22 protein-coding genes and 1 pseudogene are annotated in these 26783 nt (G+C 49.3%); 6 read left to right on the top strand and 17 right to left on the bottom strand.

Features of this window, described 5'->3' with window-relative positions:
* The first annotated feature begins 107 nt into the window (after nucleotides 1-107).
* From T499_RS0105570 to T499_RS0105560, 3 genes are read left to right on the top strand one after another with little or no spacing between them, the layout of a single operon-like run.
* On the top strand, nucleotides 108-1448 hold the full coding sequence (locus T499_RS0105570; RefSeq protein ID WP_369793358.1) for a methyltransferase RsmF C-terminal domain-like protein: 1341 nt from the start codon (nucleotides 108-110) through the stop codon (nucleotides 1446-1448).
* A 54-nt stretch (nucleotides 1449-1502) separates the two neighbouring features.
* Nucleotides 1503-2297 carry a thymidylate synthase gene (locus T499_RS0105565; protein WP_013063515.1) on the top strand — a complete coding sequence of 265 codons (795 nt, stop codon included), beginning with the start codon at nucleotides 1503-1505 and terminating at the stop codon, nucleotides 2295-2297.
* Nucleotides 2298-2354: 57 nt separating this feature from the next.
* A complete protein-coding gene (locus tag T499_RS0105560; protein WP_033150036.1) occupies nucleotides 2355-2840 on the top strand; it encodes a dihydrofolate reductase in 486 nt (161 codons plus the stop codon).
* A 3-nt stretch (nucleotides 2841-2843) separates the two neighbouring features.
* Here T499_RS0105560 and T499_RS0105555 read toward each other — a convergent pair whose 3' ends face one another.
* Both T499_RS0105555 and T499_RS0105550 read right to left on the bottom strand, forming a co-directional pair.
* Nucleotides 2844-3227: a hypothetical protein gene (locus tag T499_RS0105555; RefSeq protein ID WP_157054517.1), complete on the bottom strand. Its 384-nt coding sequence runs from the start codon at nucleotides 3225-3227 to the stop codon at nucleotides 2844-2846.
* A 589-nt stretch (nucleotides 3228-3816) separates the two neighbouring features.
* Nucleotides 3817-5199, bottom strand: a complete 1383-nt coding sequence (locus tag T499_RS0105550; protein ID WP_033150034.1) for an inositol-3-phosphate synthase — start codon at nucleotides 5197-5199, stop codon at nucleotides 3817-3819.
* 180 nt (nucleotides 5200-5379) lie between these two features.
* Between T499_RS0105550 and T499_RS0105545 the strand changes: the two genes are divergently transcribed.
* Nucleotides 5380-7437 carry a TonB-dependent receptor plug domain-containing protein gene (locus T499_RS0105545; RefSeq protein WP_033150033.1) on the top strand — a complete coding sequence of 686 codons (2058 nt, stop codon included), beginning with the start codon at nucleotides 5380-5382 and terminating at the stop codon, nucleotides 7435-7437.
* Here T499_RS0105545 and T499_RS0105540 read toward each other — a convergent pair whose 3' ends face one another.
* From T499_RS0105540 to T499_RS0105515, 6 genes and pseudogenes are all read right to left on the bottom strand, one after another.
* Entirely contained in the window at nucleotides 7438-7986 is a 549-nt protein-coding gene (locus tag T499_RS0105540) for a YiiX/YebB-like N1pC/P60 family cysteine hydrolase (RefSeq protein WP_232221054.1), read from the bottom strand.
* A 74-nt stretch (nucleotides 7987-8060) separates the two neighbouring features.
* Nucleotides 8061-9482, bottom strand: coding sequence for a chromosomal replication initiator protein DnaA (dnaA, locus tag T499_RS0105535; RefSeq protein ID WP_033150032.1), 1422 nt, complete (start codon nucleotides 9480-9482; stop codon nucleotides 8061-8063).
* A 328-nt stretch (nucleotides 9483-9810) separates the two neighbouring features.
* Nucleotides 9811-10713: an MlaD family protein gene (locus T499_RS0105530; protein ID WP_033150031.1), complete on the bottom strand. Its 903-nt coding sequence runs from the start codon at nucleotides 10711-10713 to the stop codon at nucleotides 9811-9813.
* Nucleotides 10714-10730: 17 nt separating this feature from the next.
* On the bottom strand, nucleotides 10731-11957 hold the full coding sequence (locus T499_RS0105525; protein ID WP_052173439.1) for an N-acetylmuramoyl-L-alanine amidase family protein: 1227 nt from the start codon (nucleotides 11955-11957) through the stop codon (nucleotides 10731-10733).
* A 99-nt stretch (nucleotides 11958-12056) separates the two neighbouring features.
* A complete protein-coding gene (gene folB, locus T499_RS0105520) occupies nucleotides 12057-12422 on the bottom strand; it encodes a dihydroneopterin aldolase (protein WP_033150029.1) in 366 nt (121 codons plus the stop codon).
* 90 nt (nucleotides 12423-12512) lie between these two features.
* A pseudogene (locus tag T499_RS0105515) lies at nucleotides 12513-12953 on the bottom strand (ribonucleoside-triphosphate reductase); the annotation flags it as partial.
* Nucleotides 12954-13260: 307 nt separating this feature from the next.
* Here T499_RS0105515 and T499_RS0105510 point away from each other — a divergent pair.
* Nucleotides 13261-14025 (top strand): nitroreductase family protein, encoded by a 765-nt coding sequence (locus T499_RS0105510; protein ID WP_033150028.1) that lies wholly within the window; start codon nucleotides 13261-13263, stop codon nucleotides 14023-14025.
* Between the two features lie 180 nt (nucleotides 14026-14205).
* Here T499_RS0105510 and T499_RS0105505 read toward each other — a convergent pair whose 3' ends face one another.
* The 8 genes from T499_RS0105505 to T499_RS0105470 all read right to left on the bottom strand — a co-directional run bounded on the left by T499_RS0105505 (nucleotide 14206) and on the right by T499_RS0105470 (nucleotide 25112).
* Nucleotides 14206-15660, bottom strand: coding sequence for an MFS transporter (locus T499_RS0105505; RefSeq protein WP_033150027.1), 1455 nt, complete (start codon nucleotides 15658-15660; stop codon nucleotides 14206-14208).
* Nucleotide 15661: 1 nt separating this feature from the next.
* Nucleotides 15662-16648: a 5-dehydro-4-deoxy-D-glucuronate isomerase gene (gene kduI / locus T499_RS0105500; protein WP_033150026.1), complete on the bottom strand. Its 987-nt coding sequence runs from the start codon at nucleotides 16646-16648 to the stop codon at nucleotides 15662-15664.
* A 30-nt stretch (nucleotides 16649-16678) separates the two neighbouring features.
* The gene (locus T499_RS0105495; RefSeq protein ID WP_033150025.1) at nucleotides 16679-18055 is read right to left on the bottom strand and encodes a PTS galactitol transporter subunit IIC; all 1377 of its coding nucleotides are present in this window, start codon (nucleotides 18053-18055) and stop codon (nucleotides 16679-16681) included.
* A gap of 81 nt (nucleotides 18056-18136) precedes the next feature.
* On the bottom strand, nucleotides 18137-20089 hold the full coding sequence (locus tag T499_RS0105490; protein WP_033150024.1) for an ATP-binding response regulator: 1953 nt from the start codon (nucleotides 20087-20089) through the stop codon (nucleotides 18137-18139).
* A complete protein-coding gene (locus T499_RS0105485; protein WP_084162907.1) occupies nucleotides 20086-21549 on the bottom strand; it encodes a PDC sensor domain-containing protein in 1464 nt (487 codons plus the stop codon). The genes T499_RS0105490 and T499_RS0105485 overlap by 4 nt, the downstream gene beginning before the upstream one ends.
* Before the next feature lie 159 nt (nucleotides 21550-21708).
* Nucleotides 21709-23757, bottom strand: a complete 2049-nt coding sequence (locus tag T499_RS14105) for a PP2C family protein-serine/threonine phosphatase (protein WP_232221053.1) — start codon at nucleotides 23755-23757, stop codon at nucleotides 21709-21711.
* A gap of 227 nt (nucleotides 23758-23984) precedes the next feature.
* Complete coding sequence (locus tag T499_RS0105475; RefSeq protein WP_033150237.1) at nucleotides 23985-24494, bottom strand: NUDIX hydrolase; 510 nt, start codon at nucleotides 24492-24494, stop codon at nucleotides 23985-23987.
* Between the two features lie 6 nt (nucleotides 24495-24500).
* Nucleotides 24501-25112 (bottom strand): DUF4840 domain-containing protein, encoded by a 612-nt coding sequence (locus T499_RS0105470; RefSeq protein WP_033150022.1) that lies wholly within the window; start codon nucleotides 25110-25112, stop codon nucleotides 24501-24503.
* A gap of 199 nt (nucleotides 25113-25311) precedes the next feature.
* Here T499_RS0105470 and T499_RS0105465 point away from each other — a divergent pair, with 199 nt between their 5' ends.
* On the top strand, nucleotides 25312-26136 hold the full coding sequence (locus tag T499_RS0105465; protein ID WP_033150021.1) for an EFR1 family ferrodoxin: 825 nt from the start codon (nucleotides 25312-25314) through the stop codon (nucleotides 26134-26136).
* Here the strand turns inward: T499_RS0105465 and T499_RS0105460 are convergent.
* Nucleotides 26108-26782 (bottom strand): YggS family pyridoxal phosphate-dependent enzyme, encoded by a 675-nt coding sequence (locus T499_RS0105460; RefSeq protein ID WP_033150020.1) that lies wholly within the window; start codon nucleotides 26780-26782, stop codon nucleotides 26108-26110. The genes T499_RS0105465 and T499_RS0105460 overlap by 29 nt on opposite strands.
* Nucleotide 26783 lies beyond the last annotated feature (1 nt).

The following is a 26783-nucleotide window of genomic DNA, read 5'->3' as shown; positions in this document are numbered from 1 at the left end:
TTTGTTTTTAAATTCTACATCTGTTTGACGTTTCAAAACTAAATTTAGTTGCAAAGATAGTGTTTTTTCTCAGATTTTTTTTAATTTTGCCACAAATTTCGGATATAATGGTGAATTTACCCGCTGATTTCGTAGCAGAAACACGCCGTATCATGGGCGATGAGAGATATAATCGCTTTGTAGGAGCCTTCGACGAAGAGGCACCCGTGAGTATCCGTGTCAATACAAAGAGATATATAAATTGTCAATTATCAATTGCCAATTGTCAATTAAACAAGGTTCCTTGGTGTGCCGAGGGCTATTATCTCAACAATCGCCCTCAGTTCACCTTCGATCCCCTACTCCATGCCGGCTGCTACTACGTACAAGAGGCCTCCTCTATGTTCGTCACCCACATCCTGCGTAATGTTCAATGGTCAATGGTCCGCTCCAGCTCTGCTGGCTTGCAAGGCAAGAATGGTCAATGTTCAATGGTCAATGGTCAATGTTCAATGGTCAATGGTCAATGGTCAATGGTCAATGGTCAATGTGCACTCGATCTCTGCGCTGCTCCTGGCGGCAAATCTACTGCCCTGCGTAGTGTGCTGCCCGATGATTGTGTGCTCATCAGCAACGAGCCCATGGGCAATCGCGCCCAGATTCTATTGGAGAACGTTACCAAATGGGGCGGTCCTAACCACATCGTCACCAACAACTACCCTCGCGATTTCCGTAAGGCCAAGCTTAAGTTCTTCGACAAGCGAAGCGGCACAGCCGGTTTCGATCTCATTCTGTGCGATGTGCCCTGTTCAGGCGAAGGCATGTTCCGTAAGGATCCCAATGCCATCAGCGAGTGGAGTGCGCAGAATGTGGAGAAATGCTGGCAACTGCAGCGCGAGATTGTGGCCGATGCCTGGGAATGCTTAAACCCTGGCGGCCTGCTTATATATAGTACGTGTACATATAATACTAAGGAGAACGAGGAGAATATCCGTTGGATACTGGATACCTACGATGCCCAGGTGCTCGATATCCCTGTAGATCCCTCGTGGAATATCACAGGTTCGCTGCTCCAGGGATTTAATGAGCCCGTTTATCGTTTCATCCCCGGCATCACCCGTGGCGAGGGTCTGTTTGTCTGCGCTTTGCGCAAGGCTGGTTCATTAGAGCCCAAGCCTTTCAATGCCAAAAAGTTGGCATTAAAAGTACTTGATGCCGAATTCGAGAAAAGCGACGTTTGCGTCGATGTCGATTACGCCACAGCACTCAAGTATCTGCGTGGCGAGGCACTCGTGCTGCCTGCCGATACCCCTCGCGGCATCGTCACCATCACCTATCAGGGGCAACCGCTTGGTCCTGCCAAAAACATCGGCAACCGTGCCAACAACCTCTACCCCAAGGCCTGGCGCATCAAGAGCACCCACCTGCCCTCCGAACCACCCGAAGTGCTGAAAAATGTAAAAATTTAAAAATTTAAGAATGTAAGAATTTAATGTTTAATCTTTAATGTTTAATCTACATAAATGAAACAGTATTTAGACATCCTGAACCGCATCCTTACCGAAGGCACCCAGAAGGGCGACCGCACCGGTACAGGCACCATCAGCATCTTTGGTACCCAGAGTCGCTATAATCTCGACGATGGTTTCCCCTTGCTCACCACCAAGAAGCTCCACCTTAAAAGTATCATCTACGAGCTGTTGTGGTTTCTTAAGGGCGACACCAACGTAAAATACCTGCAGGACCATGGCGTTCGCATCTGGAACGAGTGGGCCGACGAGAATGGCGAGCTTGGTCCAGTTTATGGTCACCAGTGGCGTTCGTGGCCCGATTATAATGGTGGTACCATCGACCAGATACAGTATGTGCTCGATCAGTTGAAAAACAATCCCAACTCGCGTCGAATGATTGTGTCGGCATGGAATGTGGCCGAGGTCAACAAGATGGCCCTGCCCCCTTGTCACACCATCTTCCAGTTCTATGTGGCCGATGATCGTCTGTCGCTGCAACTCTATCAGCGTTCGGCCGACACCTTCCTTGGCGTACCTTTTAATATTGCCAGTTATGCCCTGCTGCTGCAGATGATGGCACAGGTAACAGGCTTTAAGGCAGGCGACTTTATCCATACCACGGGCGATACCCACCTGTATCTCAACCACATCGAGCAGGCCAAGCTGCAGCTCACCCGCGAGCCTCGCCCCCTGCCTAAGATGATTATCAACCCCGATGTTAAGAATCTGTTCGACTTTACGTTCGAGGATTTCCAGCTCGAAGGTTACGATCCCCACCCCCACATCAAAGCCGAAGTTTCGGTCTAATGTTATAATGTTATAATGTTTAATGTTTAATCTTTAATGTTTAATGTTTAATCTTTAATGATTAGTATAATTGCAGCGGTGGCTCAGGATAGAGCCATTGGTTTTCAGAACAAGTTAATATATTGGTTGCCAAACGATTTGAAGCGTTTCAAGGCGCTCACTACTGGGCATACCATTATTATGGGTCGCAACACCTTCCTGTCGCTGCCCAAGGGCGCCCTGCCCAATCGTCGTAACATCGTGCTTAGCCGTAGTGTGAGTGCTTTTCCTGGTTGCGATGTGTATCCATCGTTAGACGAGGCCCTGGCTCATTGCGCCCCTGACGAGGATGTGTATATCATCGGTGGTGCCAGCGTTTACCAGCAGGCCCTGCCCCTGGCCGATCGCCTCTGCTTGACAGAAATCGACGATACCCCAGCCGAGGCCGACACCTTCTTCCCTCCCTACAAAGATGAGTGGAAAGAGGCCGCCCGCGAATCACACGACATCGACGATCGCCACGCCCACCGCTACGCCTTCGTAGATTATATTAGAAAAAGTTGATGGTTACTCGCCATCAACTTTTTTAATATGGTATCGCTCGTTCGAGTTATACTCCCTATCCTTATCCTTACCAAAGTACTCCAGCAGATACGTCTTTTCCTCCTCCAGTTTGGTTACACGTATCAGCACTTCGCGATAGGTTACTGCACCGTTTTTCAGGTACGTTTCGTACGCATTAAAGCTCGTGGTAGCCTTATTCTGGCTGTTCTTCACCAGCTTAAAGGCCGACAGGTTACGCATGCTCTGCGCAATATCCACGTACAGACTGTCGCCCTTAAACACGAACATCAGTTCGCCACTCTGCGACAGGTATTTTCCATCCAGTCCGGCCGCCTTAACCCCACAGCAGCCACACATCATCAGTAAAAAGATTATTAATTTCTTCATCATCATATCATGTTATCAATAGTGCACAATCACGTTTTAGTTCACAATGCAAAGATACTAAGAATAAATGAAAGCACCAAAAATATAATTGCAAAAATTGATTAAATTAATCTATCTAATGGACTCACTGTGACAATTGTTACAGTTACAGTTTTTTAGGCGAGCAAATATGCAAAAAGAAAGAATTTTTTACAAAATAAATTACTATATATAATATATATTATATATAGTAAAAATTTAGTTGTTAGTTTTTAGGGCTCATTAAAGAAACTGTAACTGTCACTACTGTAACACTTACAGCACCTTGGTGAATTTAACAATTCATTAACAGTTGACATTTCATAGTATAACGAAAATTCCTTACCTTTGCATCATCAAAATACAGATAGAGATGATACTCCCACGCGAGGGAAAACAATCTTCTACGTGCACGAGAAAAATCTGCCACGTGTGGGCGCAAAAACGCCTTCAGAATAGCAGCAGATTAAAACTAAACAAAAATATTAACAAGCACAAATACCCCACAACAAAAAGAGACCCGCAAACCAGTTCACAGACCTCTCTTAGTGCTTAATTTAATGTTTAAAGTTTAATCGATCTCTTCGTCGGGCTCGTAACCTCCCATTTCGCGGATGGCGTTTTTGAGCATGGTGTACTGCTGATAGAGATGATTAACGGCCTCCTCGCCTTGGGTGTAGTCGTGCATAGGCGACTTGAGGAAGAACGAGAGGAAGCGCTGGATGCCATAACGACCAGCACGGGCGGCCAGGTCGCTAAGCAGACAGAGGTCGAGACATAGGGGTGCAGCCAAGATTGAATCGCGGCACAGGAAGTTGATCTTAATCTGCATGGGATAGCCCATCCAACCAAAGATATCGATGTTGTCCCAACCCTCCTTATTATCGTTGCGTGGGGGATAATAGTTGATGCGAACCTTATGGTAATACTGGGTGTCCTCGTCGTTACCATGACCGTAGAGGTCGGGCTGCACATCGGGTTTCAGGATGGTTTCGAGGGTTGAGAGCTTTGATACCTCCTTGGTACGGAAGTTGGCAGGCTCGTCGAGCACCAGTCCGTCGCGGTTGCCCAGGATATTGGTTGAGAACCAGCCGTTAAGACCCAGACAGCGGGTGCCGATGATGGGGGCAAAACCTGACTTGACGAGGGTTTGACCGGTCTTGAAATCCTTACCAGCGATAGGCATTTTTGTCTGCTCGGCCAGCTGCCACATGGCGGGGATATCGACGGTGGTGTTAGGAGCTCCCATAATGAATGGGGCACCTTCGCTCAAGGCGGCATAGGCATAGCACATGGATGGGGCGATATGCTCGCGGTCGTCGGCCTTCATGGCGGCTTCGAGATCGGAGAGCTGATAGTGAACCGACTCGCACACGGGCACGTAGATTTCGGTAGAGGCTGCCCAGAGCACTACCACACGGGCGCAATCGTTAGCGGCCTTGAACTGCTGGATGTCCTTACGCAGCATCTCCACCATTTCCCAACGAGTGGGCATTGAACATTGACCATTCTTGCCTTGCAAGCCAGCAGAGCTGGAGCGGACCATTGAACATTTCACATTATCGCCATCCAGGCGCTTGGCGTAGTTCTTATCGAAGGCGGCAGGCATGGGCACTATCTTCTCGAGCTCATCGCGAACGGGCTCGATATCCTTCTCTTTCAGCACCTCGGCATACATGGCTGCCTGATAGGCGTTCTGCGGATACACATCCCAACAGCCAAACACGATATCATCAAGCTTAGCCAGGGGCACGATGTCGGCATAGTGCAGATAACGGGCATCGGCACCACGACCAACGCGTATCTTATCGTACTGAGTCATTGAACCTACGGGTTTGGTTAAGCCCTTGCGAGCCATGAGCACACCCGTAATAAAAGTGGTAGATACGGCGCCACAGCCAACTACCAGGATGCCCAGCTTACCTTGGGCGGGGGTTACTTTGTTTTGTGTCATTTCTTACTTTATTTGGTTGATAAACATATCTATGTTTAGTGCGCTGCAAAGGTGCACAAATAAATTGAAACAAGCAAAGAAAACTTAAAATTTTTGCAAAGTTTTACAGCTTTTAAGTGTTTTGTTACAGAAAAATACATTAATTTTGCACCCGATTTTTTTAGGTAACAAATATTATTTATGTACAAACAAGCATTCAACATGAAGCGCCAGCGCCTGGTTTTCCGTCGTTTCGGAAACAAGGGCTACTCGCTCTTTAGTTGTCTGGGCCGCGAGGTGGTTTGCAGCGTGCTATCGGTTAGCACCCTTACCTACGCATCGGCCGAGAGCGTGAGCACACACCCTGTGGTGAGCGACTCAACCGCTACGACAACTGCACGCGAGATGATGCTCGACGAGGTTAGCGTAACCGGATCGAGGGCGCCACTGACCAAGAGTCAGGCTGCGAGAATGGTAACTGTACTGGACCGCAAGGCTATTGCGCAGGCGCCAGTACAAAGTGTAAACGACCTTTTAAAGTACGCTGTAGGCGTGGATGTTAGGCAACGAGGACCCATCGGTGCCCAGACCGACGTGTCGATTCGTGGCGGCAACTACGAGCAGATTACCATCCTGCTGAATGGAATCAACATCTGCGACCCGCAAACAGGGCACAACGCCTTCGACTTTCCTGTAGACATCAGCGACATAGTGCGCATAGAGGTGCTTGAGGGACCTGCAGGGCGTGTGTATGGAACGTCGAGTCTGGTAGGAGCAATCAACATTGTGACGAAGCCTACCCTACCCTCTGCCGTGCATGCCGAAGCAGGATCGTATGGCTATGCCAATGTGGGCGGACGTGTGGCTTTTGGCGGCAAAACCAGCCACAGCCTGTCAGGCAGCTATACCCGAAGTGACGGCTACAGCCGCAATAAGGCTGGCAAACTGAATGCCGACTACAAAAGCGGAAAGGCTTTTTACCAGGGACAGTACGACGACAACGACATACGCGTGAACTGGCATGCAGGTATAAGCGTAAGGGATTTTGGCTCGAACACCTTTTATGGCGCCAAATGGGACGACCAGTTTGAGCACACACTGAAAACCTACACTGCCGTAACAGCCGAGAACAAACAAGGGCGCCTGCACTTGAAACCAACCATATACTGGAACAGATCGCAAGACCGCTTTGAGCTGTTTAGAGATGCACCCGATATCTACCCATTTAACTACCATCGCACGGATGTGTACGGCGTGAATCTGAACAGCCACTTTGACTGGGTTGCAGGGCGCACAGCCATAGGCGCCGAACTGCGCAACGAAGACCTTGTGAGCGGCAATCTGGGCGAGCCACTATCGCGCACACACCATATTCATGGTACCGACCGTAACTACGAGTACGGTCTGAACCGCACCAACATGAGCTTTGTGCTGGAACATAACATACTGCTTGAGCGCTTTACCCTTTCGGCAGGCGTGGTGGCCGTAAAAAACTCGTGGAACGAGATGAACATGCGTCTGTATCCAGGCATTGATGCCAGCTACCGTATTGGCAGCAACTGGAAGGTGTATGCATCGTACAACACATCGCTACGCATGCCATCGGTTACCGAGCTGTACTACTCGGTGGGCGGGCATAAGGCCGACAAGCACCTGAAACCTGAGGAACTGGCGGCCGTAGAGGGCGGACTGCAATACAACTCGTACCTGGTTGACGCCAAGCTGAGCGTGTATCGTAACCACTGCAAGAACCTGATTGACTGGATCAGGCGCAGCGATGATGTGGATGCACCATGGGAATCGGTAAACTTTACCAAGGTGAACGCCACTGGTATAGAGGCCACACTGGCCCTGAACCTACAGGAGATGATGCCTGCACAACACATACTGAAACGCTTGCAGGTAGATTACAGCTACATTAACCAGGATAAGGTGGAGACCGACGGCATACAGAGCCAGTACACGCTGGAGTATCTGCGACACAAACTGGTGGCACAGTTACAGGCCAACCTCTGGAAGCGCTTGCATGCAAATATAAGCTACCGCATGCAGGACCGCACGGGCACCTACACCAACGCCGACGGCGAGATAACCGAATACAAGCCTTACGGCATAGTTGACGCACGACTGAGTTGGAATGCCGATAACTACACGATGTATGTAGAGGCTAACAATCTGCTGAACAAAACGTACGTTGACTTTGGCCACATACCACAACCAGGCAGATGGTGGATGGCTGGATTTAACATCCAACTGTAGTTAACGGAAACTGAACAGGAACCTGAGCTTGGGGCTGCGCGACAAATCGCCAGGATTGCTACCCGGACAGCCCTCAGGAACCTGAAAACCCTTACGGGCATAGTAATCCTTCCAAAACTGGGTTACTTTGCCCGTTTTATCATGGAACGACATGGGGATGGGCTCGAATATCAGCTGGCCATCGGCATCAAGATAATTCTTCTGCACCAACTCGCTACAATAGAATTCGTCGTCGCTAGGCATGAACATAAAGTCGTAAGGGCGACCTAAATACTGCAGGGCACGCTGAACGGAACTTGCCACGCCAATGGTATCTTTTAACCGAGTGGCGATGACCAGCGAATCGCGACGCACCAGAAAGCTATCGATAGGCGTTAGCACTACGCCCTGGTGGATAGCCTCGAGCACAAAAACACTATCCTTACAAAAATGCACCATGCCAACATGATCGATAGCCAAATCATCAACGCCCTGGGTAACTTGCGTGATATGATTACCCTGAGCAGAAATGCAAAACAGGAGGTCGCCCTCCTGTAATTGCTGTGCCATGTTCTGAGCAACGCCCTGCAGGGATATTGTCAACAACAGGCATAAACTAAATATTGTTTTCATGCTAAAACGCATCAACCTTTAAGCTTAAACGAATTTTCGATGCTGCTGAGCTCGGCTACAAAGGCCTTATCAATCTTAAGGCGCTGCTCGACGGCATTGCAGCTGTGGATAACGGTAGAGTGATCGCGACCGCCGATGAGCTGACCAATACGCGACGAAGGCATCTTGGTGTGCTTCTGAGCCAGATACATAGAAATCTGACGGGCCTGCACAAAATCGCGCTTGCGACTCTTGCTGAACACACTCTGCTGACTTACGCCATAGTGGTTACAAACCTTATCAAGGATATCGTCGATAGTAAGCGGATGGTTGTCGACCTTAACTGAACGCTTAATCACACGCTCGGCCAACTTCATATCGATGTTAGAGTTGTAAACAATCGAGTAAGCCATCAGCGAGTTTACCACACCCTCCAAGTCGCGTACGCTGCCATTAGCAGTCTGGGCGATATACTCGATCACATCTGCAGGAATCTTCAGTCCGTCGCGCTTACACTTAGCGTTCAGGATATCTACACACAACTGCACGTTGGGCTTCTCGAGCTCGGCAATCAGTCCGCAGGCAAAACGGGTAAGCAGGCGGTCCTTAACACCAGTAAGATCTACTGGGGGACGGTCGCTGGCCAGAATAATCTGCTTGCCGATACGGAACAGGTGATCGAAGATATGGAAGAAAGTATCGAGTGTTTTTGGCGAATTTACCCACTCCTGAATATCGTCGACAATCAGTACGTCGATACTCTGATAGAAGTTGATGAAATCGTTCGTGGTATTCTGACGTACAGAATCGGTGAACTGTACCTGGAACAGACGGGCACTTACGTACAGCACGCGCTTGTTAGGATAAAGCTCGCAGCACTTCAGTCCGATGGCGTTGATGAGGTGGGTTTTACCGCAACCTGAAGGGCCATAGATAAAGAAGGGGTTGAAGGTGGTTTTACCCGGGTGCTCGGCGATAGAGAGACCAACGGTACGAGGCAGCTTGTTAGAGTTACCCTCGATATAGTTGTGGAAACCCTTCTTGGTGTCGAGCTGGGGGTTGAGCTGCTGCTGACGGGGTGCATCGAGCACATTGGGCGCCTTGTTAAGATGCTGGCGGGCGGGTACGGTCTCCAAGCTGGGACCCTCGCTCTCAACATCGGTTGTAACGTCGTGACCCTTAGCAGTAGCGGCCTTAACCTCAACGATTCTGTAATTGAGTTTTACATTGGTACCAAACACTCGCTCTAATACCTTACTTAATAATCCAACGTAGTACTGCTCCAAGAACTCGAATACGTATCGGCTTGGAACCTGCACCAGAACCGAACGGTTCGCTTCGTCGAACGACTCGAACACGATTGGTGCAAACCACGTTTTGTACTGCTGCTCTGTAACGTTAGCCTGGATGAGACGAAGGCAGTCGGCCCAGAGCGCCTGATGATTATTATTCATTTGGCGAATGTTATATTTTTTAAATTTTATCAAACTTATTACAAGACTTAGGCTTGTAGAGTTTATTGTTGTTTCCGAGTGCAAAGGTAAAACAAATTTTTGAAACTTGCAAATGTCCGATTTTCCTCAATGTGTGTACACAATTTGTAACTGCTTAAAAACGTGGTAGTTACGGTGTTTCACAGAAGTAGTACCAATTTAGCGCACTTGTAAACGTACCAAACCCTGAAAATCAGGCACTTACGCGTGTGCGAACACACAAATAATAATGGCCAAGGTACAAAAAACGTACCTATGGCCAAAATTTGTTATTTAGACAAAATCTATTTTACTTATCTTTCTTGCCGAAAACTGAGAAGTGAACATAGCGTTTTGGATGTTGCTTTAGATCAAGCATCAGCGAGTCGGCATGCATCATGGTGCTGTTCAGGTTGTAATACAGACTGGGGTCGCGCATCAGCAGTCCGAGGGTACCCTCGCGGCTGTTCAGGGCGGCAATCATCTGCTCTACATTCTTCAGCGTGGTATTAACGCTGGTCATAGTAGCGGCAAAATCCATGTTGCTGATATCCTTGGTAATCTGGTTGGTGTTAGCCAGCACGCCATCGGCATTCTGCAGCATCTGTGGCATCTGACGGTTGAGCTGTGCTGTGAGCAGGCTCAGATCGTGCGAGGTGCGCGTCAGGTCGGCAGTAATCTGATCGACATTATGCAGCGAGTTGGCGATGGCAGGATCGGCCAACAGGGTATTTACGCTGGCCAGGATAGAGTCGAGCTTAGGCAGCATCTGCTGTACGGCTGGAATCATATCGGCAGCCTTACCCATAGCACCTACCTGCTGACTGCCTGTGATGGTATCGCCAGGGGCCACCATACCGTCGGCAGCATTACCCAGCACCAGCAGCACTTTTACATTGCCCATCAGGTCGGTAGCAATCTCGGCACAACTGCCCTTGGGCACACTCAGTTCGGTATCTACATCGATAGCAGCCACAATCTCGCCTGTGTTCTGATAGTCGAACATGATTTCCTCGACCACACCTACACGGTAGCCGTTGGCAAAGATAGGACTGGCCACCGAGAGGCCGCTTACATCCTTGAACTTAACGTAATATTTGTTGTCGCCAGAAAACAGCGTCATTCCCTTTAGAAAGTGCAAACCAAAATAGAGCACCAACAGAGCAGCAATGGCCACCAGGGCAATCTGAATTTCTTTCGAAAACTTTTTCATATCTTATAACTTATAATTTATTTCTTTGATTTAAACTCGCGGATAGCCGCATTCACATCTACACGCTGACCGCCCTTGAAGGCAATGATAAACGCCTCGGGGATGGTGGCAGCCACCTGCTTGCGCAAGCGGTAGATCTCGTTGTAATCGGTTGATGCGCCAACGGTGTACTTGTACATACCGCCATCGCGATACGAATCAACATCGGTAAGACCCTTAAAGCGGGCATCGCCAGCCTTGAGCTTGCTGGAGCTTGAGAGTATCTGCACCTTAAACACAGGGGCATCGTTGCTGGCAGCTGCTGCAGCAGGCTTGGGCTCGGCCTTTGCAGGTACCTTTGCCTCTACTACGGGCTTTGGCTCGTTAACCTGGCGCACCTCTACGGGTTCAACCCTGGCCTCGGCTACCGGCTCCTGCGGCTCCTCAACCTGCGCATCGGGCAGTGGGGCCAAACGGCGCTCTGGCTCAGCCTCTTCAATCTTCTTATAAGGGATGGTGATGTTACCACCATGACGCTTACGATAGTTCAGGAAGGCATTGAACATACCTGTGGCATACAGGGTTTCGGCACGGGCCGAGTTCATAAACTCCTCCTCGTCGCGGGTTGAGATAAAGCCCAACTCCAGCAGCGCACCAGGCATCGACGAGAGTCGCAGCACAGCCAGGTTGTCCTGCTGGGCACCCATATCCTGGCGGCCAGTGGCCTGGCACACGTAACGCTGCATGTACTTGGCCAGCTCAACGCTGTTCTCCATATTCTTATCCTGGATAAACTCAAACATGATATCGCTTTCGGGCGAGTTAGGATCGTAGCCATGATAGGTTTGCTGGTAGTCCTTCTCCATAAAGATAACCGAGTTCTCGCGCTTGGCCACCTCCAGGTTCTGCAGCACACCAGTCTGCTTGCCTGTACGCTTGCTGCTACCTAAGGTGTAGGTTTGGAAACCACGTGCCACCCTACCCTTTGGCAAGGCATTGATGTGGACAGAGATAAACAAATCGGCCTTGGCCTGATTAGCAATCTCGGCACGACGGTACAACTCTACAAACTTATCGGTTTTGCGGGTATAAACCACTTTTACATCGGGACAGTTCTGCTCAACCATACGTCCGAAGGCCAGCGCAAACTTCAGCGTGAGGTTCTTCTCCTTAGAGACTGCACCCACGGCACCCGTATCGTGACCGCCATGACCGGCATCGATCACCAACGTAAAACCATTTTTACCAGCTGCCTGGGCCATCATAGCCCCTCCCAGCAGCAACACACATAATATATATCTTAACCTAATCACGTTCCTAACCAATCTTCAATTTTTTAATTTTTAATCTTTAATGTTTAATCTTTAATGTTTAATGTATAATTCCACCCCTGCGCCTTTGCTATCGGCCCCCATCGGCGGATTCTTCTTGGTGATACGTAGATGGATGCTCGACACCTGCGGAAACTGCTCATGGATGGCCTTTACGATGCGACCTGCCACATGTTCGAGCAGTTTTGAGGGGATGTCCATCTGCTGTTTTACCAACTGGAACAGTTCGGCATAGTTCAGCGTGTCGGCCACATCGTCGGTTTCCATAGCCCCCTGGATGGGATAACCCACACGCAAGCTAACCAAAAACTCGCCTCCAACCTGTGACTCCTGGGGCATCACCCCATGAAAGGCATAAAAGCGAACCTCGTCCAGATATATGTAACTTTCTATCTCCAATGTATAATGTTTAATCTTTAATGTTTAATCTTTAATGTTTCATGTTTAATCCTCCATCTGGAGTTCCTCCTCATCGTGGCAGCCAGGAGCGTACTTCTTCAGTGCGCGCTCAACACCTGTTTTCCAGGTATTGATACTCTCATCCTTGAGCGAAAGCGAAGCCACCAGCTTGATGACATGTTCGATAGGCATGCGATAACGCAGCACACCTGATATCAGTTTAGCGTAGTTCCAGTACTCGGGGTTGAACTTCTCAGAGAGGCCCTCGACGGTGGTTTTATAGCCACGACGGTTCTCGAACTGGAAATCGTAACGCTTGGTGCCATCGGGGTTAACCTGCTTAATGATTTTACCCGTGGTAACGGTTTTGGGCAGCACAATGCCATCCTCGTCGTCGGCCAAGCCTGTAAATATCTCGTAAGGGTAGCCATTCAGCAAGCCTACCAATGCCACCCATTTTTCGCGGTTATTCTGGAAACGTACCACGTCGCACTCCAACACCTCAGGACGCACCTCGGTTACCTCCGGTCGGGTGCCCAACAAGAAGATATCGAATGCCTGATTGGCCAACGTAAGCAGCAATTCGGCATCATCGGCCTTAACCGATTTGAGGCACTGGTTAAGGATGCTGGCCACACGCTCCTCGGACAGAGTAGCATCGCTGTGCTGACCTATGGCTGTGAGTTCGTGAGCAATACGCTCAACGAGTTCACTACGCAAGTTTTCTTCCATATCAAACTATTTTTGCCTGCAAAGTTAGATAAATTTGCCGAATTATTTGTATTTTTGCAACCAAATAATACAAAAAAGAAGATTTTTATAAGCAAAATTAAGAGATATGAAACATTTATTGACACGACGAACCATCAGAAAATACGCCCAGGAGCCAGTGAGCGACGAGTTGCTGAACCGCCTGATGAACGAGGCCGCACGCACCCAGACCATGGGAAACCTGCAGCTTTACAGCGTGGTGGTGACACGAAGCGACGACATGAAAGCCAAGCTGGCACCTGCACATTTCAACCAGCCCATGGTGAAACAGGCGCCTGTGGTGCTTACCATCTGTGCCGATTTTAACCGCACCAGTTTCTGGGCAAAATGTCGCAAGGCCGAGCCTGGTTACGACAACTTCCTGTCGTTTATCAATGCGGCTACCGATGCCCTACTCTACACCCAGACGCTGTGCAACCTGATGGACGAGGAAGGCTTGGGCTACTGCTACCTGGGTACCACCGTGTATCAGCCCCAGCAGATTATCGACGTGCTGCAGTTGCCAAAGCTGGTGATGCCTGTGGCTACGCTTACCGTGGGTTGGCCTGATGAGGAACCCGCCCTGAGCGACCGATTGCCACTTGAGAGTTTTGTGCATCAGGAGACATATCAGGATTATCTGGGTGCTGATATCGACACCTATTATAATTATAAGGAGAACCTGGAGGAGAATAAGAACTTTGTTAAGATCAACAACAAAGAAACGCTGGCGCAGATATTTACGGATATCCGCTACACGCGCAAGGACAACGAGGCGATGTCAACCACACTCCTCCAAACCTTAGTACGCCAAGGTTTCCTTCCCCACACTATCCTGCTGCAGAAAATTTAGGCACGGATTACACGGATTAACACGGATTTTTTCCGTCCTCGCGATTTTAATTTTGGCACGGATTAACACGGCTTTAATAAATTAAAGACACGGCTTTAGCATTGTAAACTAAGCCGTGTCTTTTTTTATAAAAAAAGCCGTGTTAATCCGTGCCTAAATATATAGCAAAATTACAATCTCTTACTCGAGTGTGATGGGCTTGTACTTTGGTACGAGTGCCTTCATGATGCACCAACCAATCAGGTAGGCTACAGCACAGATACAGAATACTACCATGTAAGCAGCAGGCTTGCCTTCGAAGCCGAAGAACTGGAAGGCGGCACCCTGATTGGCTGCCCAGGTAAAGAACTCACCCGAACCCATGTTGATGGCCATTGAGCCGAAACCACCAGTCATGGTACCCAGACCAACGATGGTACCGATGGTGCTCTTGGGGAACATGTCGCCGATGGTTGAGAACAGGTTGGCACTCCATGCCTGATGACCTGCACCCAGCAAACCAATCAGGATAGCTGGCCACCAAGCGCTATAAGCACCAAGAGGCTGAGCCAACAGACCTAATACTGGGAAACAAGCAAATATCAACATGGCACGCATACGACCCAGATAGGGATTCATGCCCTTCTTATCAACAAAATAGGTAGGCAGATAACCACCACCGATACTGAGAACGGTTACAATGAGGTAGAGCGTAAAGATGAGCGCAATACCCATAGCCGAGTCAGAGGTATAGCCGTACTGGTCGCTGAAGTAAGCAGGTGCCCAGAACAGGAAGAACCACCAAACACCATCGGTCATGAGCTTACCTACGAGGAATGCCCAAGTCTGACGATAGGTAAAGCACTTGAGGAATGGGATAGCCTTCTCCTCCTTCACCTCGCCGCGATCCTTCACCTCTTCAAGGTCGTTGTCCTGCTCAATGTAGTTCAGCTCGGCCTGGTTCACAAACTTGTTGCTGCGTGGCTTTTCGTACAGCCACATCCACAAGCCCATCCAAACATAACCCAGCACACCGATGATGACGAATGCCATCTCCCATCCCCAGGCACGGGCCAACAGGGGAATAGTGGCAGGAGCAGCCAGCGCACCTACCGATGCACCACTATTAAAGATAGAGGTAGAGAAAGCACGGTCCTTCTTTGGGAAGTACTCGGCAGTGGCCTTGATGGCAGCGGGGAAGTTACCTGCCTCGCCCACAGCCAGAATCATACGGCATGAGAGGAACAACCATACTGAGATGGTGGCAATGGCCACAGCGGCATCGCTACCAGCCTGCACCATACGCAAAGCCTCGATGCTGTCGTAACCCTCGATATTCATAGCTACCCATCCGCAGCCTGCATGCATCACAGCACCTGTGCTCCATACAAAGATGGCGATGAGATAACCTTTTTTAGTTCCCATCCAATCGATGAACTTACCCGAGAACAGGTTGGCGATGGCATAGAACAACGAGAACAAACCCGTAATCTTACCATAGTCGGCATCGGTCCAATGGAAATCAACGGCGATAAAATCCTTCCAAGTTAAAGAGAGAACCTGACGGTCCATATAGTTTACTGTGGTTGCCAGGAACAGCAGCGCACAGATAACCCAACGGAAGTTGGACATTTTTGTAGTCTGTACTGGTGTCATATTATCTCAAATCTTTAACCTCGATGTTATCTTTATCGTTATAGTTCAAGTTCTCGCCTGCCATACCCCAGATAAAGGTATAGTAATAAGTGGCCGAAGCGCAGTGGATGCTCCACTCAGGGCTCATGATGGCCTGCTCGTTCTTGAGCCATACCACACGGGTTTCCTGGGGCTCGCCCATCACATGACTGATCTGATGACCCTCGGGCAGATTGAAATAGTAATAAGCCTCGATACGGCGACCATGGGTGTGAGGTGGCATGGTGTTCCATACGCTACCCTCCTGCAACTGGGTCAAACCCATCTGCAACTGGCAGGGGCCCTCCTCAAGGGCGGTATTTACAATCAGCTGGTTGATGGTGCGCAGATTACTCTCGGCCTTGCTGCCCAGAGGCTTCTCCTTGGTACCAACAATCACAGCCTTCAGGCTCTGTACCTTACCATTCTTACGACCATCGAGTGTAACCCACTGTGTTTTATAGTGCTTGTGGGCTGTAGCCGAGTTAAGATAGAACTTAGCTGGGTTGCTGGCATCCTTTGAACGGAAGATAACCTCCTTGTTGGTGTCGATATCGTTACCCTTCTTGTCCTTACCCAGCCAGCCGCGACCCACGTAAAGGGCCTCGCTATAGCCAAGTGGATACTCCTGACCATCGACGATAACCACGCCAGGACCACCAGTATTAATGATACCCAACTCGCGGTTGCGCATAAAATAATCAGCACGCAGCTGGGGATGAGTCTCCAGTTTCAGATCCTTGTTAACTGGCATAGCGCCTCCGTAGATAAAACGATCGTAGTACGAATAAGTGAGGTTAATCTCATCGGGCGCCATCACCTTCTCCATCACAAAACGGTCGCGCAGGGTCTGCGTGTCGTAATGCTTCACGTCGGCGGGGTGACAAGCCGTCTGGAACGTCATGTTCTGCTGGCCAAAGGCCGTCATCAGATTTCCCATAAGCATCAAAGTAAAAATAGATTTCTTCATATTGTTATTAATTAATAATTTTGCAACGGACTACAGGACTTCATGATTCTTTTTTTCGTCCTCAATAATGCGCTTGCGGTTGAACCACATCATAGCGGCAGTAAAGACAGTAAGCACGCCCAGACCTACCCACTGCAGGTTGTTAACGCACTTGTAGATAGTCCAGCCAAACAGGCTCGAAGCAAAGTCGAGCGCACCAGCCTCGAAGCCCTCAGGAATCTTGGCGGCGTTATCGCCCGTCTGCTCAAACACAGTATGGGCGGCCTGCGTAAAGGCGGGGGCCATATCGGTTACAAACCACAGGCCGATGGCCAGCGCCACCAAACCTACGATAAACGTCTTAACCACGTTACCCTTAGTGTAAGGCAGCACCATCACAAACACATAGAACATGCCAGCCAACGAGGCCAATGGCAGGAACTGGTTGCCTGGCAGGATAACGGCCAAGCCCAGAGTTACAGGGATGAGCAGCAGCGATACTACCAGCGTGGTGGGATGACCGATGACCAATGCTGGCGACATGCCGATATATACCTTCTTACCATTGAACTTCTTCTTAACCACCTCCTGTGTCTTCTCTGAGATAGGCATCAAGCCATCGATAAACAGCTTGGTGATACGTGGGATGAGCTCCATCACAGCACCCATGGTAACACCCAGGAACAGGATTTTCTTAATATCCAACTGAGCCAAAGCACCAATCAGCGCACCTACGATAACACCCAATACCAGGGGCTCGCCCAGTACACCAAACTTCTTTTTCAATCCCTCGGCATCGATATCCAGCTTTGAGAAACCAGGAATCATATCCAAGCCCTTATTAACGAGCATGGCAAACGGGGTGAAACTCTGCACAAAAGGCTGCGGGATAGAGATGCCCTCCATACCCTCGTAATAGCCCTGGAACTTAGGCGCTGTAAGGTCGGCCATTACCAGCGTGTTGATATAGCATACGATAGCGGCGAAATAGCCCCATGCCAGACTCTGATCCATCACGAAATAGGCTACGGCACCAATAAAGGCAAAGTGCCAGTAGTTCCACAGGTCGATATTAACGGTGCGGGTGGTTTTGGTGATGAGCATGAGGAAGTTTACACCCAGACAGATGGGGATAATGAGTGCGCCTACAGCCGTGTTGTAAGCCACAGCAGCTGCTGCCGGCCAACCCATATCGAACACGCCGAGCTGGAGGTTGTACAAACGCGAAATCTCAGAAAGCGGATCGCCAAAATTGTTTGTCAGCAAGGCGGTAACAATGCCCAGTCCAACAAATCCTACACCTACGTAAAGTCCTGACTTCAAGGACTTTCCGAATTTTAATCCAATACAAAGTCCAATAATAGTAAACAGTATGGGCATCATGACCGATGCACCAAGACTGATAATGTAACTGAATACTTGTTCCATTGTTTTTAGTCGATTTTTGGTGCAAAGATACACATTTTTGCCGAACAACACGAGAAAGCGAACGTTTTTTTTACTCAAACGTTAACGTAAGTCGTCGTGCAGGTCAACCCATGCCTCTTCGTCGGGTATCACAATCACAAATCGTGAGCCGTTGGTATAGGTGGCATCCAGCTTCAGCTCGCCTCCAATCAGGCGCACCAACTGGCGGCATACTGGCAAGCCCAAGCCTAAGCCCTCGCTAAAGATATCACCCTTCTCGAACGTATCGAAAAGATTCTTGCGAACACTCTCACTAATACCAGGACCTGTATCCTCGACAAAGAACATCACCTTGAGTCCATCGGTCTTTACCGACAGCTTTACATGGCCCTCGGTAGTAAACTTCTTGGCGTTAAACAGCAACTCGTTCAAGGCCTTGGTAAGATAGTCGCGATTGGTTTTAACCGTACGTGTATCATCCACCTGCACATCGGTAGTTAAATCGATGGTATGTGGCGGGCGCGAGGCATAGATATCGGCCACATGCTGAATCAACTCCTTAATACAAACACGCTCACGGGTATCCACCTTTACATCCTTACCGGCATTCGAGGCTACAATAAGCATACCCACCATACGACTGATGAGAATGGCGTTGGTTTGCATAGTTTCTGTAATATTGCCGAGCTCCTCCTGAGGGATGCTCTCGTAATCGTCGCGCAGCACCTGGGTAAAGCCGTTGATAATGTTGAGCGGCGTACGTATCTGGTGGGTTATATCCTGCAAGAACTCGTTCTTCTTCTCGGCGGCCTTATGCGCCTGTTCGTTAGCCTCGGCCAAATCCTGGTTCATCCGCTCGGCCTCCTCGTTGGTTTGCTTCAGGTCCAGGATATGACTACTCAGGGCCTGTTGCATCTCAGCAAAATTATTCTGCAGGCGACCTATCACATCCTTACGCCTACTGAAGCTGATGGCCTCGTGGAAGTGGCCGTCGGTAATGTAGCTGATCTGGCGGGTCAGGTCGTTAAGCGGCTGCACCATCATCGACACCACATTGAGGCAGAATACCAGAATGAGCAGCAAACCAAACGTAAGCACAGGTATCAGAATGTAGAGCAGTTTGTTGTAGCTCACAAAGATATCGCTCTCATAACAAATCAGCGCCATGCTCCACGGGGTTTTGGTGAGCGACTGATAAAGCACCACGCAAGGCTCGCCGTTCACCTTTACGTTGAGCATACCCTTCTTGCCGGCTATCATCTGGTGACCAAGCGAAATCAGATCCTGCTGCTTGGTGGGGTCGGCATCGTTGAAGATGGTACGACTCTTAAGCTTCGTGGTATCAGGATGCACAATATACTGGCCATCGGCACCCAGCAACATGACATACGATTTAGGATACGGCTTATACGACGATATCACCTCCGACAGCCAGTCGATGGCCAAGTCGGTTGAGATGACACTCATCAGACGCTTGTGGCGATCGTACATCGGCACGCAGTATGACACAATCATATCGTTGAAATCAGTCGACTCTACACCCTGCAAATCCTCGGCATAAGCCTCAACCCAGCAGGGTTTGCCTAAGGTGGCGGCTGTGCGATACCAAGGTTTGTCGAAATAGTTGTAAGGATCCTCGATCTTAGCCACTACCGTATCGGCATTTTCAGGATTATAGGCATAAACTGAGAAATAGCGGCCACGATCGGGGAAGAAATCGGGCGACATAGCCACCGAACAACCATCGAAGTTAGGATTCTGCCCTACTACCAATCGGATGTAATTAAGCAGCGAGTCGGGGCGTATGTCGTCGCCCAGATGCCATACGGCAGTACGGGTGGCAGTCTCCACCTCGTTCATCAGCTCGTTTACACGCTCGGTACAATTCTTGAGCTCAAGGTTGGCGCGCTCCATAGCCTGCTGCTTTACCAGCTGGCGCGAATAGAGGAACAGGGTGCCGATAGAGAGTGTGAACACCACTACCAGGAACAAGAGGATGCCCAAACTGAGTTTGAGCGACAGCTTGCGTTTGATGCGATTCAATAATATACTCATGCCTCTCCCTCCTCTTCTTGATTTTTAGTTGCAACTTCGAGCAGTTTGTCCAGCAACTGAGTAACAGTAAACGTATGGGCATCAACCTGATTGGCCAGCTCTACAATCTGCTCGTGCGGCATCTCATGATGATGCTGGCGCACCTCGGTTACCAGTCGCGATATCTCGTTAACGGGCTCGTCCATCTGGTCGGTCATGTTCTGCAGGAATACCATCTTCACCCTATCAGCCTCGGTCTTATGCTTCTGAGCCTCGGTAAGCAGCCAGTTCTGCTCAACCAGCATCAGATTCTTGTGGTCGATCTCGTCGAGGTGATGCCTGATGGATTGTTGCATGGTAATAAAACTGTTGGCCAGAACACCCACCTCGTCCTGGCGGTTACTGGTCTTGATAGGCACATCGTAATGACCGCTCTTAATCAAACGGGCCGACTTCTCGAGAGCGCGCAACGGGTGCAGCTCGCGATGGATAAATACTGAGCAGAACACCACGATAGCAACCAGAGATAGCAGTACTACAGCAAACATCAGCGGAATCATCGTGTTGTAGTTACCCATAATCTCGTCCTCGGGGCATGCCACCGTAATCTCCCATTTGGTTTTCTCGAAAGGCTTATAAGCTAACACACGGGGCGTACCGTTCAGGCTGAGCTGCTCGGTACCACTCTGGCCGTTCATCATCTTATAGGCTGTTAAGTTGTACTTCTCCTCAGGATACTGCTCCATCAGCGTAAACATGGCGCGTGGGCGCAACAACGAGGTATCGGGATGGATGACAAAAGCTCCCGTATGGGTCATGAGCGAACCTGTTACATAAGGTAACGGGCGCTGCTCGTAAATGATTTTCGTCAACCAATAGATAGAGATATCTACACCATACACACCTACTACCTTACCATCCTTGTGTATAGGCATGGCGTAGGTGATAATAGGCTCATCGTCGGTTCGGTAATCCTCGCGGGGCTCTGTCCACATATTCTTATCGTGGGTCATTGGCTCCTCGTACCACTGCTGGTGCAGATACGAGTCGTGAGCAAACTGCGAGCTCCTGACTACCTTTCCCTTCCATCGGTGATAGTAAATCATATAATCCTTTTCGCCACGATCGGGGAAGGTGCCAGGCACAAAGGCGGTGGCAATACCTATAATCGTGGGTTCGTTGGCCAGTATCTGCTGGGTGTACTTCCCAATCTCGAGCGTGTCGGTCATGTTCTGCTCTACCCACCAATGCGTCTGGCGGGTTATCACCTCAATCTCGTGCAACTTCTGCCCCACCGCTATCTCAAACTGATCAAGTATATCCTCGGCCTTACCCAGCGATTCGTCGTGAACCGCCTGGCGGGCATAATAGAACATCAAGGAGAAAGTGGCGGCAAACAATATTGACACGAACAATACCACCCACAAACTGAGCTTTGCAGATAGTGATTTTATGATGGTATATAGAAAGTTCGGTTTCATTGTTCCAAAATTAATAGAAGATTGTTTGGGTACAAAGATACAAAAAAAATTAATACAACCAAACTTTTTACCATATTTTTACAAAAAAAGATCGGAAGCCCGCATCACTGCGAGCTCCCGACAATGGACTCTATATATGAAATATTGTGCTGGGTATTATCAGCTTACACGCAAACAGAGCATGGTTAAATCGTCGTTTGGATCGGCTCCGTTACGATGGGTGTTAACCTCGGTCTGCAAACGGTTAATCATCTGGCGGGCCGATACAAATGGAGTATAGCGCAGGATTTCGAGCAAGCGCTCATCGCCCAGCTGCTTCTGCTCCAGGTTCTCGGACTCGTTCAAACCATCCGAGTAAACCAGCAGGGTGCGGCCCTTGATACTCTCAATCTCCTCGCCAATATACTCTACCTCGGGCCACAAGCCAATAGGTGCGTTAGGCTCGATGGTAAGGAAATCGGCAGCCTTGATGCCACAATCAATGATAGGAGGATTATGACCGGCATTACAGAAACTGAGGTGACCATTATCGAGATCAAGCAGACCGACAAACAGGGTTACGAACATACCATTGATATTATCGTCGCCCGACAGTTCCTTATTCATGATATTACAAATCTGGGCGGGCTGCAGGTGCTCATCGGCCAAGGTATGGAACAGGCGGGTTACCTGAGCCATAAACAGCGAGGCAGGAATACCCTTACCACTCACGTCGCCAACAGCAAAATACAACTTGTTATGGTCGAACACGTAACCATACAGGTCGCCACCAACCTCCTTGGCAGGCTCCATATAGGCAAACATATCAAGCCCGTGGTGCTTGGGGAACTCGTGAGGCACCATACTCATCTGGATATCGCGCGCAATCCGCAACTCGCTCTCGATACGCTCCTGAGCAGCCTTCACCTCGGCCAAACGGCGACTGTGACGACGGTTACGAACGGTATAGCTAGAGAAGAAGCCTACCATCAGCACAATGAAACCCGACAGGCCCCAGGTGCGCTGCTGGATAATGTGCTCTTCCTGCTCGATAATCTTCTCCTCTTTCTTCAGCGAGGCATAGATATGACCCAGCTGACTACCCTCGTCGTGCATGTACTTAGTCAGGGTGGTATCAAGGCGCTCGCAAATCATAGCAGCCTGCACGTAAGCCGAGTCGCGCATACCTGCATTCAGGTTGGCTTCGAACTTAGGCAGATAGTACTCGTGAATCCAGTCGAGCGAGATGCTGGGGCTATAAACAGCCAGCGCCTTATCCAGACTCTGGAAGATGATAGCAGCCTCGCGGTAGTGGTGGCTGGCCGAGAGATAGAAGGCGCGATTAAGGCGACCGATAACGGTGTGAGCCATATCGCTCTTCAGGTATTTATTGTAAGCCTCAGCAGCTTCATCAGGTCTACCCAAATGCTCGAGCGCAACAGCCTTACATATCTGAGCACCAGCAAGATAGCCCTCAACAAACTGTGTTGTGGTGTGAGGCATATCCTTAAACTCGGGCGACTTGTAATACTCATCAACCGACTCCTCGCAACGCTCCACCCAAGGCAGCACACGATCGTACTGACCGCTGGTGGTGTAGGCACGGATGATAATCTCGAACAGCTCGAAATGGCGTGGATACCACTCGGCCAGTCGCAGCACACCATCCTTCATCTCGTTAGAGAGATCGAAGTACTTCCGGAACTGCTTTTCAGCCTCGTCATAGTCGCCTGTCGACACCATACCGTCGCCCACAAAGGTTCCTAAGCGGATATAGCTCTCGAGGGCAATCTGGTCCTGCAGCGCCTCGTCGAGCGAGAATCGCTGCATGGCATCAATGGCTGTAAGCATCGAAGTCTCGATATGACCCTGATAGCGCAGAATCATCGTCAGCTCCGAAGCAGCATAAATCTGGAACAAACGCTCCAGCGAATCCTCAGTACCATCCTTCAGCATCTCACGGAAAATGGGAACGGCCGCGTTAAACTGGTGATGTTTACTGCAAAGAGGGTAAGCGTGATAGAACTTGCGGCAAAGGTCGGTAATCTGTCCAGCCTCGTACAAGCTATCACCACGTTGTTCCATGCCCTCCACGTTGTAGGGAGCAAGCAATGTGTAAAGAACATCGTCCTGAATCTGATAATCGTGTTGGTTGTCACATGATGTAAAGAATAGCAGAACTCCTGAAAACAATAAGGCCACTGCGGCCATCATACATTTTAATCTCATAAATTTTTGTTTGGTGTTGGTGAATAAAATTCCCTTTTTGGTGTTGGTGTTACTGAAAACAATTCATTTTTGTGGCGCAAAGGTAAGCATTATATTTGGTACTACAAGCGCCTGTTAATTAATTTTAAGGAAACCATTTTTGGAGTTTTGGTTTTATGGATATGAGCTGTATAAAAATAAGTCCCACAACACAGGTTGCAGGACTTAAAATATAGTATTACAGAGGGTTATCGCGCCAAGAAAAACTTGCGAAACTCGCTCTCGAAATTAGGCGTCAGGAATCCGCGCCCCATCGCCAGACGTATCTCCTGGATGCTCCAGAACCTACCACCATCAAGCTCAGAGGCCGAAGGGGTAACAGGACCATCGTAAACGGTGCGATGTACATATACCAATTCGCGCTCGCGTGCACTCTCAAATACGTACATTCCTACCCGCTCGGGCTTAAAGTCGGTCATACCAAGTTCCTCGCGCACCTCGCGCACCAAGGCCTGCTCTGGGTTCTCGCCATAATCTATATGACCGCCCACGCTGGTATCCCACTTGCCTGGCTGAATATCCTTCCACTCAGGGCGGCGCTGCAGATACACCTCGCCCTTACTGTTAAACACATGCAGATGCACCACAGGATGCAAAAGACGAGAGCCACTATGGCACTCGCCTCGTGTGGCTGAGCCGATAACGCTGCCGTCGTCGGCCACCACAGGGAATAGTTCCTCACTATTATCGCTCATCACCACTTATTATTTGTTGCGATAAAAAACAAATGGTGTGTCCTTGCTAAGATATGAGGTAAGCTTATCGTCCATATAGATGGCACCCTCGATAATCTCCATCGAGAACTCCTTAGTGCTGGTGTTATAGATACCGCTTGAATAGGTGTTGGTAGAATAGAAAGCCACCTGTACCTTGTGCTCGCCATCGTTGAGCTTAACAGTATATTTTGGAGCCTTGGGGTTAATGAGCCAGTAGATAGGCGAAATCTTCATAAAGCCAATGTAGCAATCGATGTCCTGATCGGGACAAGCCTGAAGGGCAGCACGCAACTCCTTACCCTGAGTACTTACGCTATCGATATTGTGAGCCAGCAAACGGGCGGGGAAATCGTGAATGGTCATGGTGCTATCGGTAGAGATAGTCCAGCTGAGCTCCACTGAATCTACGTTATTCACATCCTTCTGGGTGGGAGCCGAATAATACACCTTACCAAGATGAGTGCCACGAACGGCATTCAAACAGGTAGCAATCTCGCCTTGAGTAAGGTTCTTAACCTCACTGCTATCATCACCAATACACGATGTTAAACAAACAGCTGCCATGCAGCATGCAACAGAGAAAATTTTTAATGCTTTCATTTTTTTACTTATTGTTTTTGTTTTGTGATTTGAATTGTACACACTCTAAATGCACTACAACCCAAAATCTTGCATCACTAACCGTTAATAATATTTAATTCGTCGTTTTTTTAGGTTTCGACCCTGCAAAGGTATATTGTTTTTGCGAAAAACACGAAACTTTAATCAGAATATCAACAAAAAAATGTATTTTTGCACCATGATATTCTATTTTACAGGCACAGGAAACACCAAATGGGTGGCCAAGCAGATTAGCGAGGCCATCGGTGAAGAGCTTTATTACATCCCCGACTTGATACGTAAGGGACAGTACCAGTTTGAGTTAAAGCAGAACGAAACCATCGGCTTCTGCTTCCCCACCCATGGCTGGCAACCACCCAGAATCGTACGCGAGTTTATCAAAAAATTAATTATCAATTATCAATTGTCCGCTCCAGCTCCGCTGGCTTGCAAGGCAAGAACTGTCAACTGTTACTGCTGGGCGCTGACGACCTGTGGCGACAACATGGGCGAAACGATGACGATACTGAACAAGGATTTAGCCACTATCGGCTTGCAGGCCACCACGCAGTTTGCCGTTGTGATGCCCGAGAGCTATGTCTGCCTGCCGTTTATGTACACGGATACTGAGGAGAAAGAGCACGCCAAGATAAACCAGGCACGAAAGATGCTGCCACATATCATATCGGTTATACGCGAACGCACGACGGGTGTTGAGGAGTTAGTAAAAGGCGGCACTCCCCGACTCTACTCGTACGTGATTGGTGCTTACTTTAATGCCCGCATGGTAAACGACAAGAAGTTTACGGTTGATGAGGATGCGTGTATCAAATGTGGCAAATGCATAAAAGTGTGCCCTGTAGATAATATACAAGGAACACCGCCCGAGTGGATTCACAACGGACGGTGTACCTCTTGTTTAGCCTGTTATCATTATTGCCCCGTGCATGCCATCAACTTTGGCAAGATTACACGTAAGCGCGATCAGTACTACTTTAATAAACGCGGGGACCAAAAATCTTAGTGCCCACACGTATCATGGTTGAGCCTGTCTGCAGGGCGATGGGATAATCATCGCTCATACCCCACGAACGCTCACAAAACGCATCGTCGTCGGCAAAATACTGAGCCTTCACCTCGTCGAAGAAATCGCGAGCAGTCTGCATCTCCTGGCGAATCTGCGCTTTGTCATCTACAAACGATGCCATCATCATCAAGCCACAAATCTGCACATGCTGCAGCTCGCGCCACTCGCCAGCTGCCAACAGCTCGCGACAGGCATCGAGTGTAAGACCGTACTTGGTAGCCTCCTCGGCAATATGCAGCTCGAGCAGCACCTTGATACGGCGACCACACTTTTCGGCCTGCTTGTTAATCTCGCGCAACAACTTGAGCGAGTCAACAGCCTCGATCATCGTTACATAAGGTGCAATGTACTTTACCTTGTTGGTCTGCAAATGGCCGATAAAGTGCCATTCGATATCCTGAGGCAGCGACTGATGCTTCTGGCGCAACTCCTGTTCGTGACTCTCGCCAAACACACGCTGACCCTCCTCGTAGGCTGCCTCGATATACTCGTTAGGGTGATATTTAGAGATAGCCACAAGGCGAACACCTTGTGGCAATGTATCGAGCACCTCGTGCAGATGGGATTTAACGTCGTAATCCATC

Origin of the sequence: Prevotella sp. RM4, assembly GCF_000701965.1 — a bacterium.
Classification (GTDB): Bacteria; Bacteroidota; Bacteroidia; order Bacteroidales; family Bacteroidaceae; genus Prevotella; species Prevotella ruminicola.
Note: the sequence above shows the minus strand (reverse complement) of the source record. Positions and strands in the feature narration are given on the sequence as shown.

What these genes read in the sequence shown, in the direction of transcription:
- T499_RS0105495 (WP_033150025.1), bottom strand. Translation starts at nt 18,055, where the DNA reads ATGGAACAAGTATTCAGTTACATTATCAGTCTTGGTGCATCGGTCATG.
- T499_RS0105530 (WP_033150031.1), bottom strand. Translation starts at nt 10,713, where the DNA reads ATGAAAAAGTTTTCGAAAGAAATTCAGATTGCCCTGGTGGCCATTGCT.
- T499_RS0105490 (WP_033150024.1), bottom strand. Translation starts at nt 20,089, where the DNA reads ATGAGTATATTATTGAATCGCATCAAACGCAAGCTGTCGCTCAAACTC.
- T499_RS0105550 (WP_033150034.1), bottom strand. Translation starts at nt 5,199, where the DNA reads ATGACACAAAACAAAGTAACCCCCGCCCAAGGTAAGCTGGGCATCCTG.
- T499_RS0105540 (WP_232221054.1), bottom strand. Translation starts at nt 7,986, where the DNA reads ATGGCACAGCAATTACAGGAGGGCGACCTCCTGTTTTGCATTTCTGCT.
- T499_RS0105505 (WP_033150027.1), bottom strand. Translation starts at nt 15,660, where the DNA reads ATGACACCAGTACAGACTACAAAAATGTCCAACTTCCGTTGGGTTATC.
- T499_RS0105570 (WP_369793358.1), top strand. Translation starts at nt 108, where the DNA reads ATGGTGAATTTACCCGCTGATTTCGTAGCAGAAACACGCCGTATCATG.
- T499_RS0105465 (WP_033150021.1), top strand. Translation starts at nt 25,312, where the DNA reads ATGATATTCTATTTTACAGGCACAGGAAACACCAAATGGGTGGCCAAG.
- T499_RS0105485 (WP_084162907.1), bottom strand. Translation starts at nt 21,549, where the DNA reads ATGAAACCGAACTTTCTATATACCATCATAAAATCACTATCTGCAAAG.
- T499_RS14105 (WP_232221053.1), bottom strand. Translation starts at nt 23,757, where the DNA reads ATGAGATTAAAATGTATGATGGCCGCAGTGGCCTTATTGTTTTCAGGA.
- T499_RS0105560 (WP_033150036.1), top strand. Translation starts at nt 2,355, where the DNA reads ATGATTAGTATAATTGCAGCGGTGGCTCAGGATAGAGCCATTGGTTTT.
- T499_RS0105510 (WP_033150028.1), top strand. Translation starts at nt 13,261, where the DNA reads ATGAAACATTTATTGACACGACGAACCATCAGAAAATACGCCCAGGAG.
- T499_RS0105545 (WP_033150033.1), top strand. Translation starts at nt 5,380, where the DNA reads ATGTACAAACAAGCATTCAACATGAAGCGCCAGCGCCTGGTTTTCCGT.
- T499_RS0105555 (WP_157054517.1), bottom strand. Translation starts at nt 3,227, where the DNA reads ATGAAGAAATTAATAATCTTTTTACTGATGATGTGTGGCTGCTGTGGG.
- T499_RS0105460 (WP_033150020.1), bottom strand. Translation starts at nt 26,782, where the DNA reads ATGGATTACGACGTTAAATCCCATCTGCACGAGGTGCTCGATACATTG.
- dnaA (WP_033150032.1), bottom strand. Translation starts at nt 9,482, where the DNA reads ATGAATAATAATCATCAGGCGCTCTGGGCCGACTGCCTTCGTCTCATC.
- T499_RS0105470 (WP_033150022.1), bottom strand. Translation starts at nt 25,112, where the DNA reads ATGAAAGCATTAAAAATTTTCTCTGTTGCATGCTGCATGGCAGCTGTT.
- T499_RS0105565 (WP_013063515.1), top strand. Translation starts at nt 1,503, where the DNA reads ATGAAACAGTATTTAGACATCCTGAACCGCATCCTTACCGAAGGCACC.
- T499_RS0105525 (WP_052173439.1), bottom strand. Translation starts at nt 11,957, where the DNA reads ATGATGGCCCAGGCAGCTGGTAAAAATGGTTTTACGTTGGTGATCGAT.
- kduI (WP_033150026.1), bottom strand. Translation starts at nt 16,648, where the DNA reads ATGAAGAAATCTATTTTTACTTTGATGCTTATGGGAAATCTGATGACG.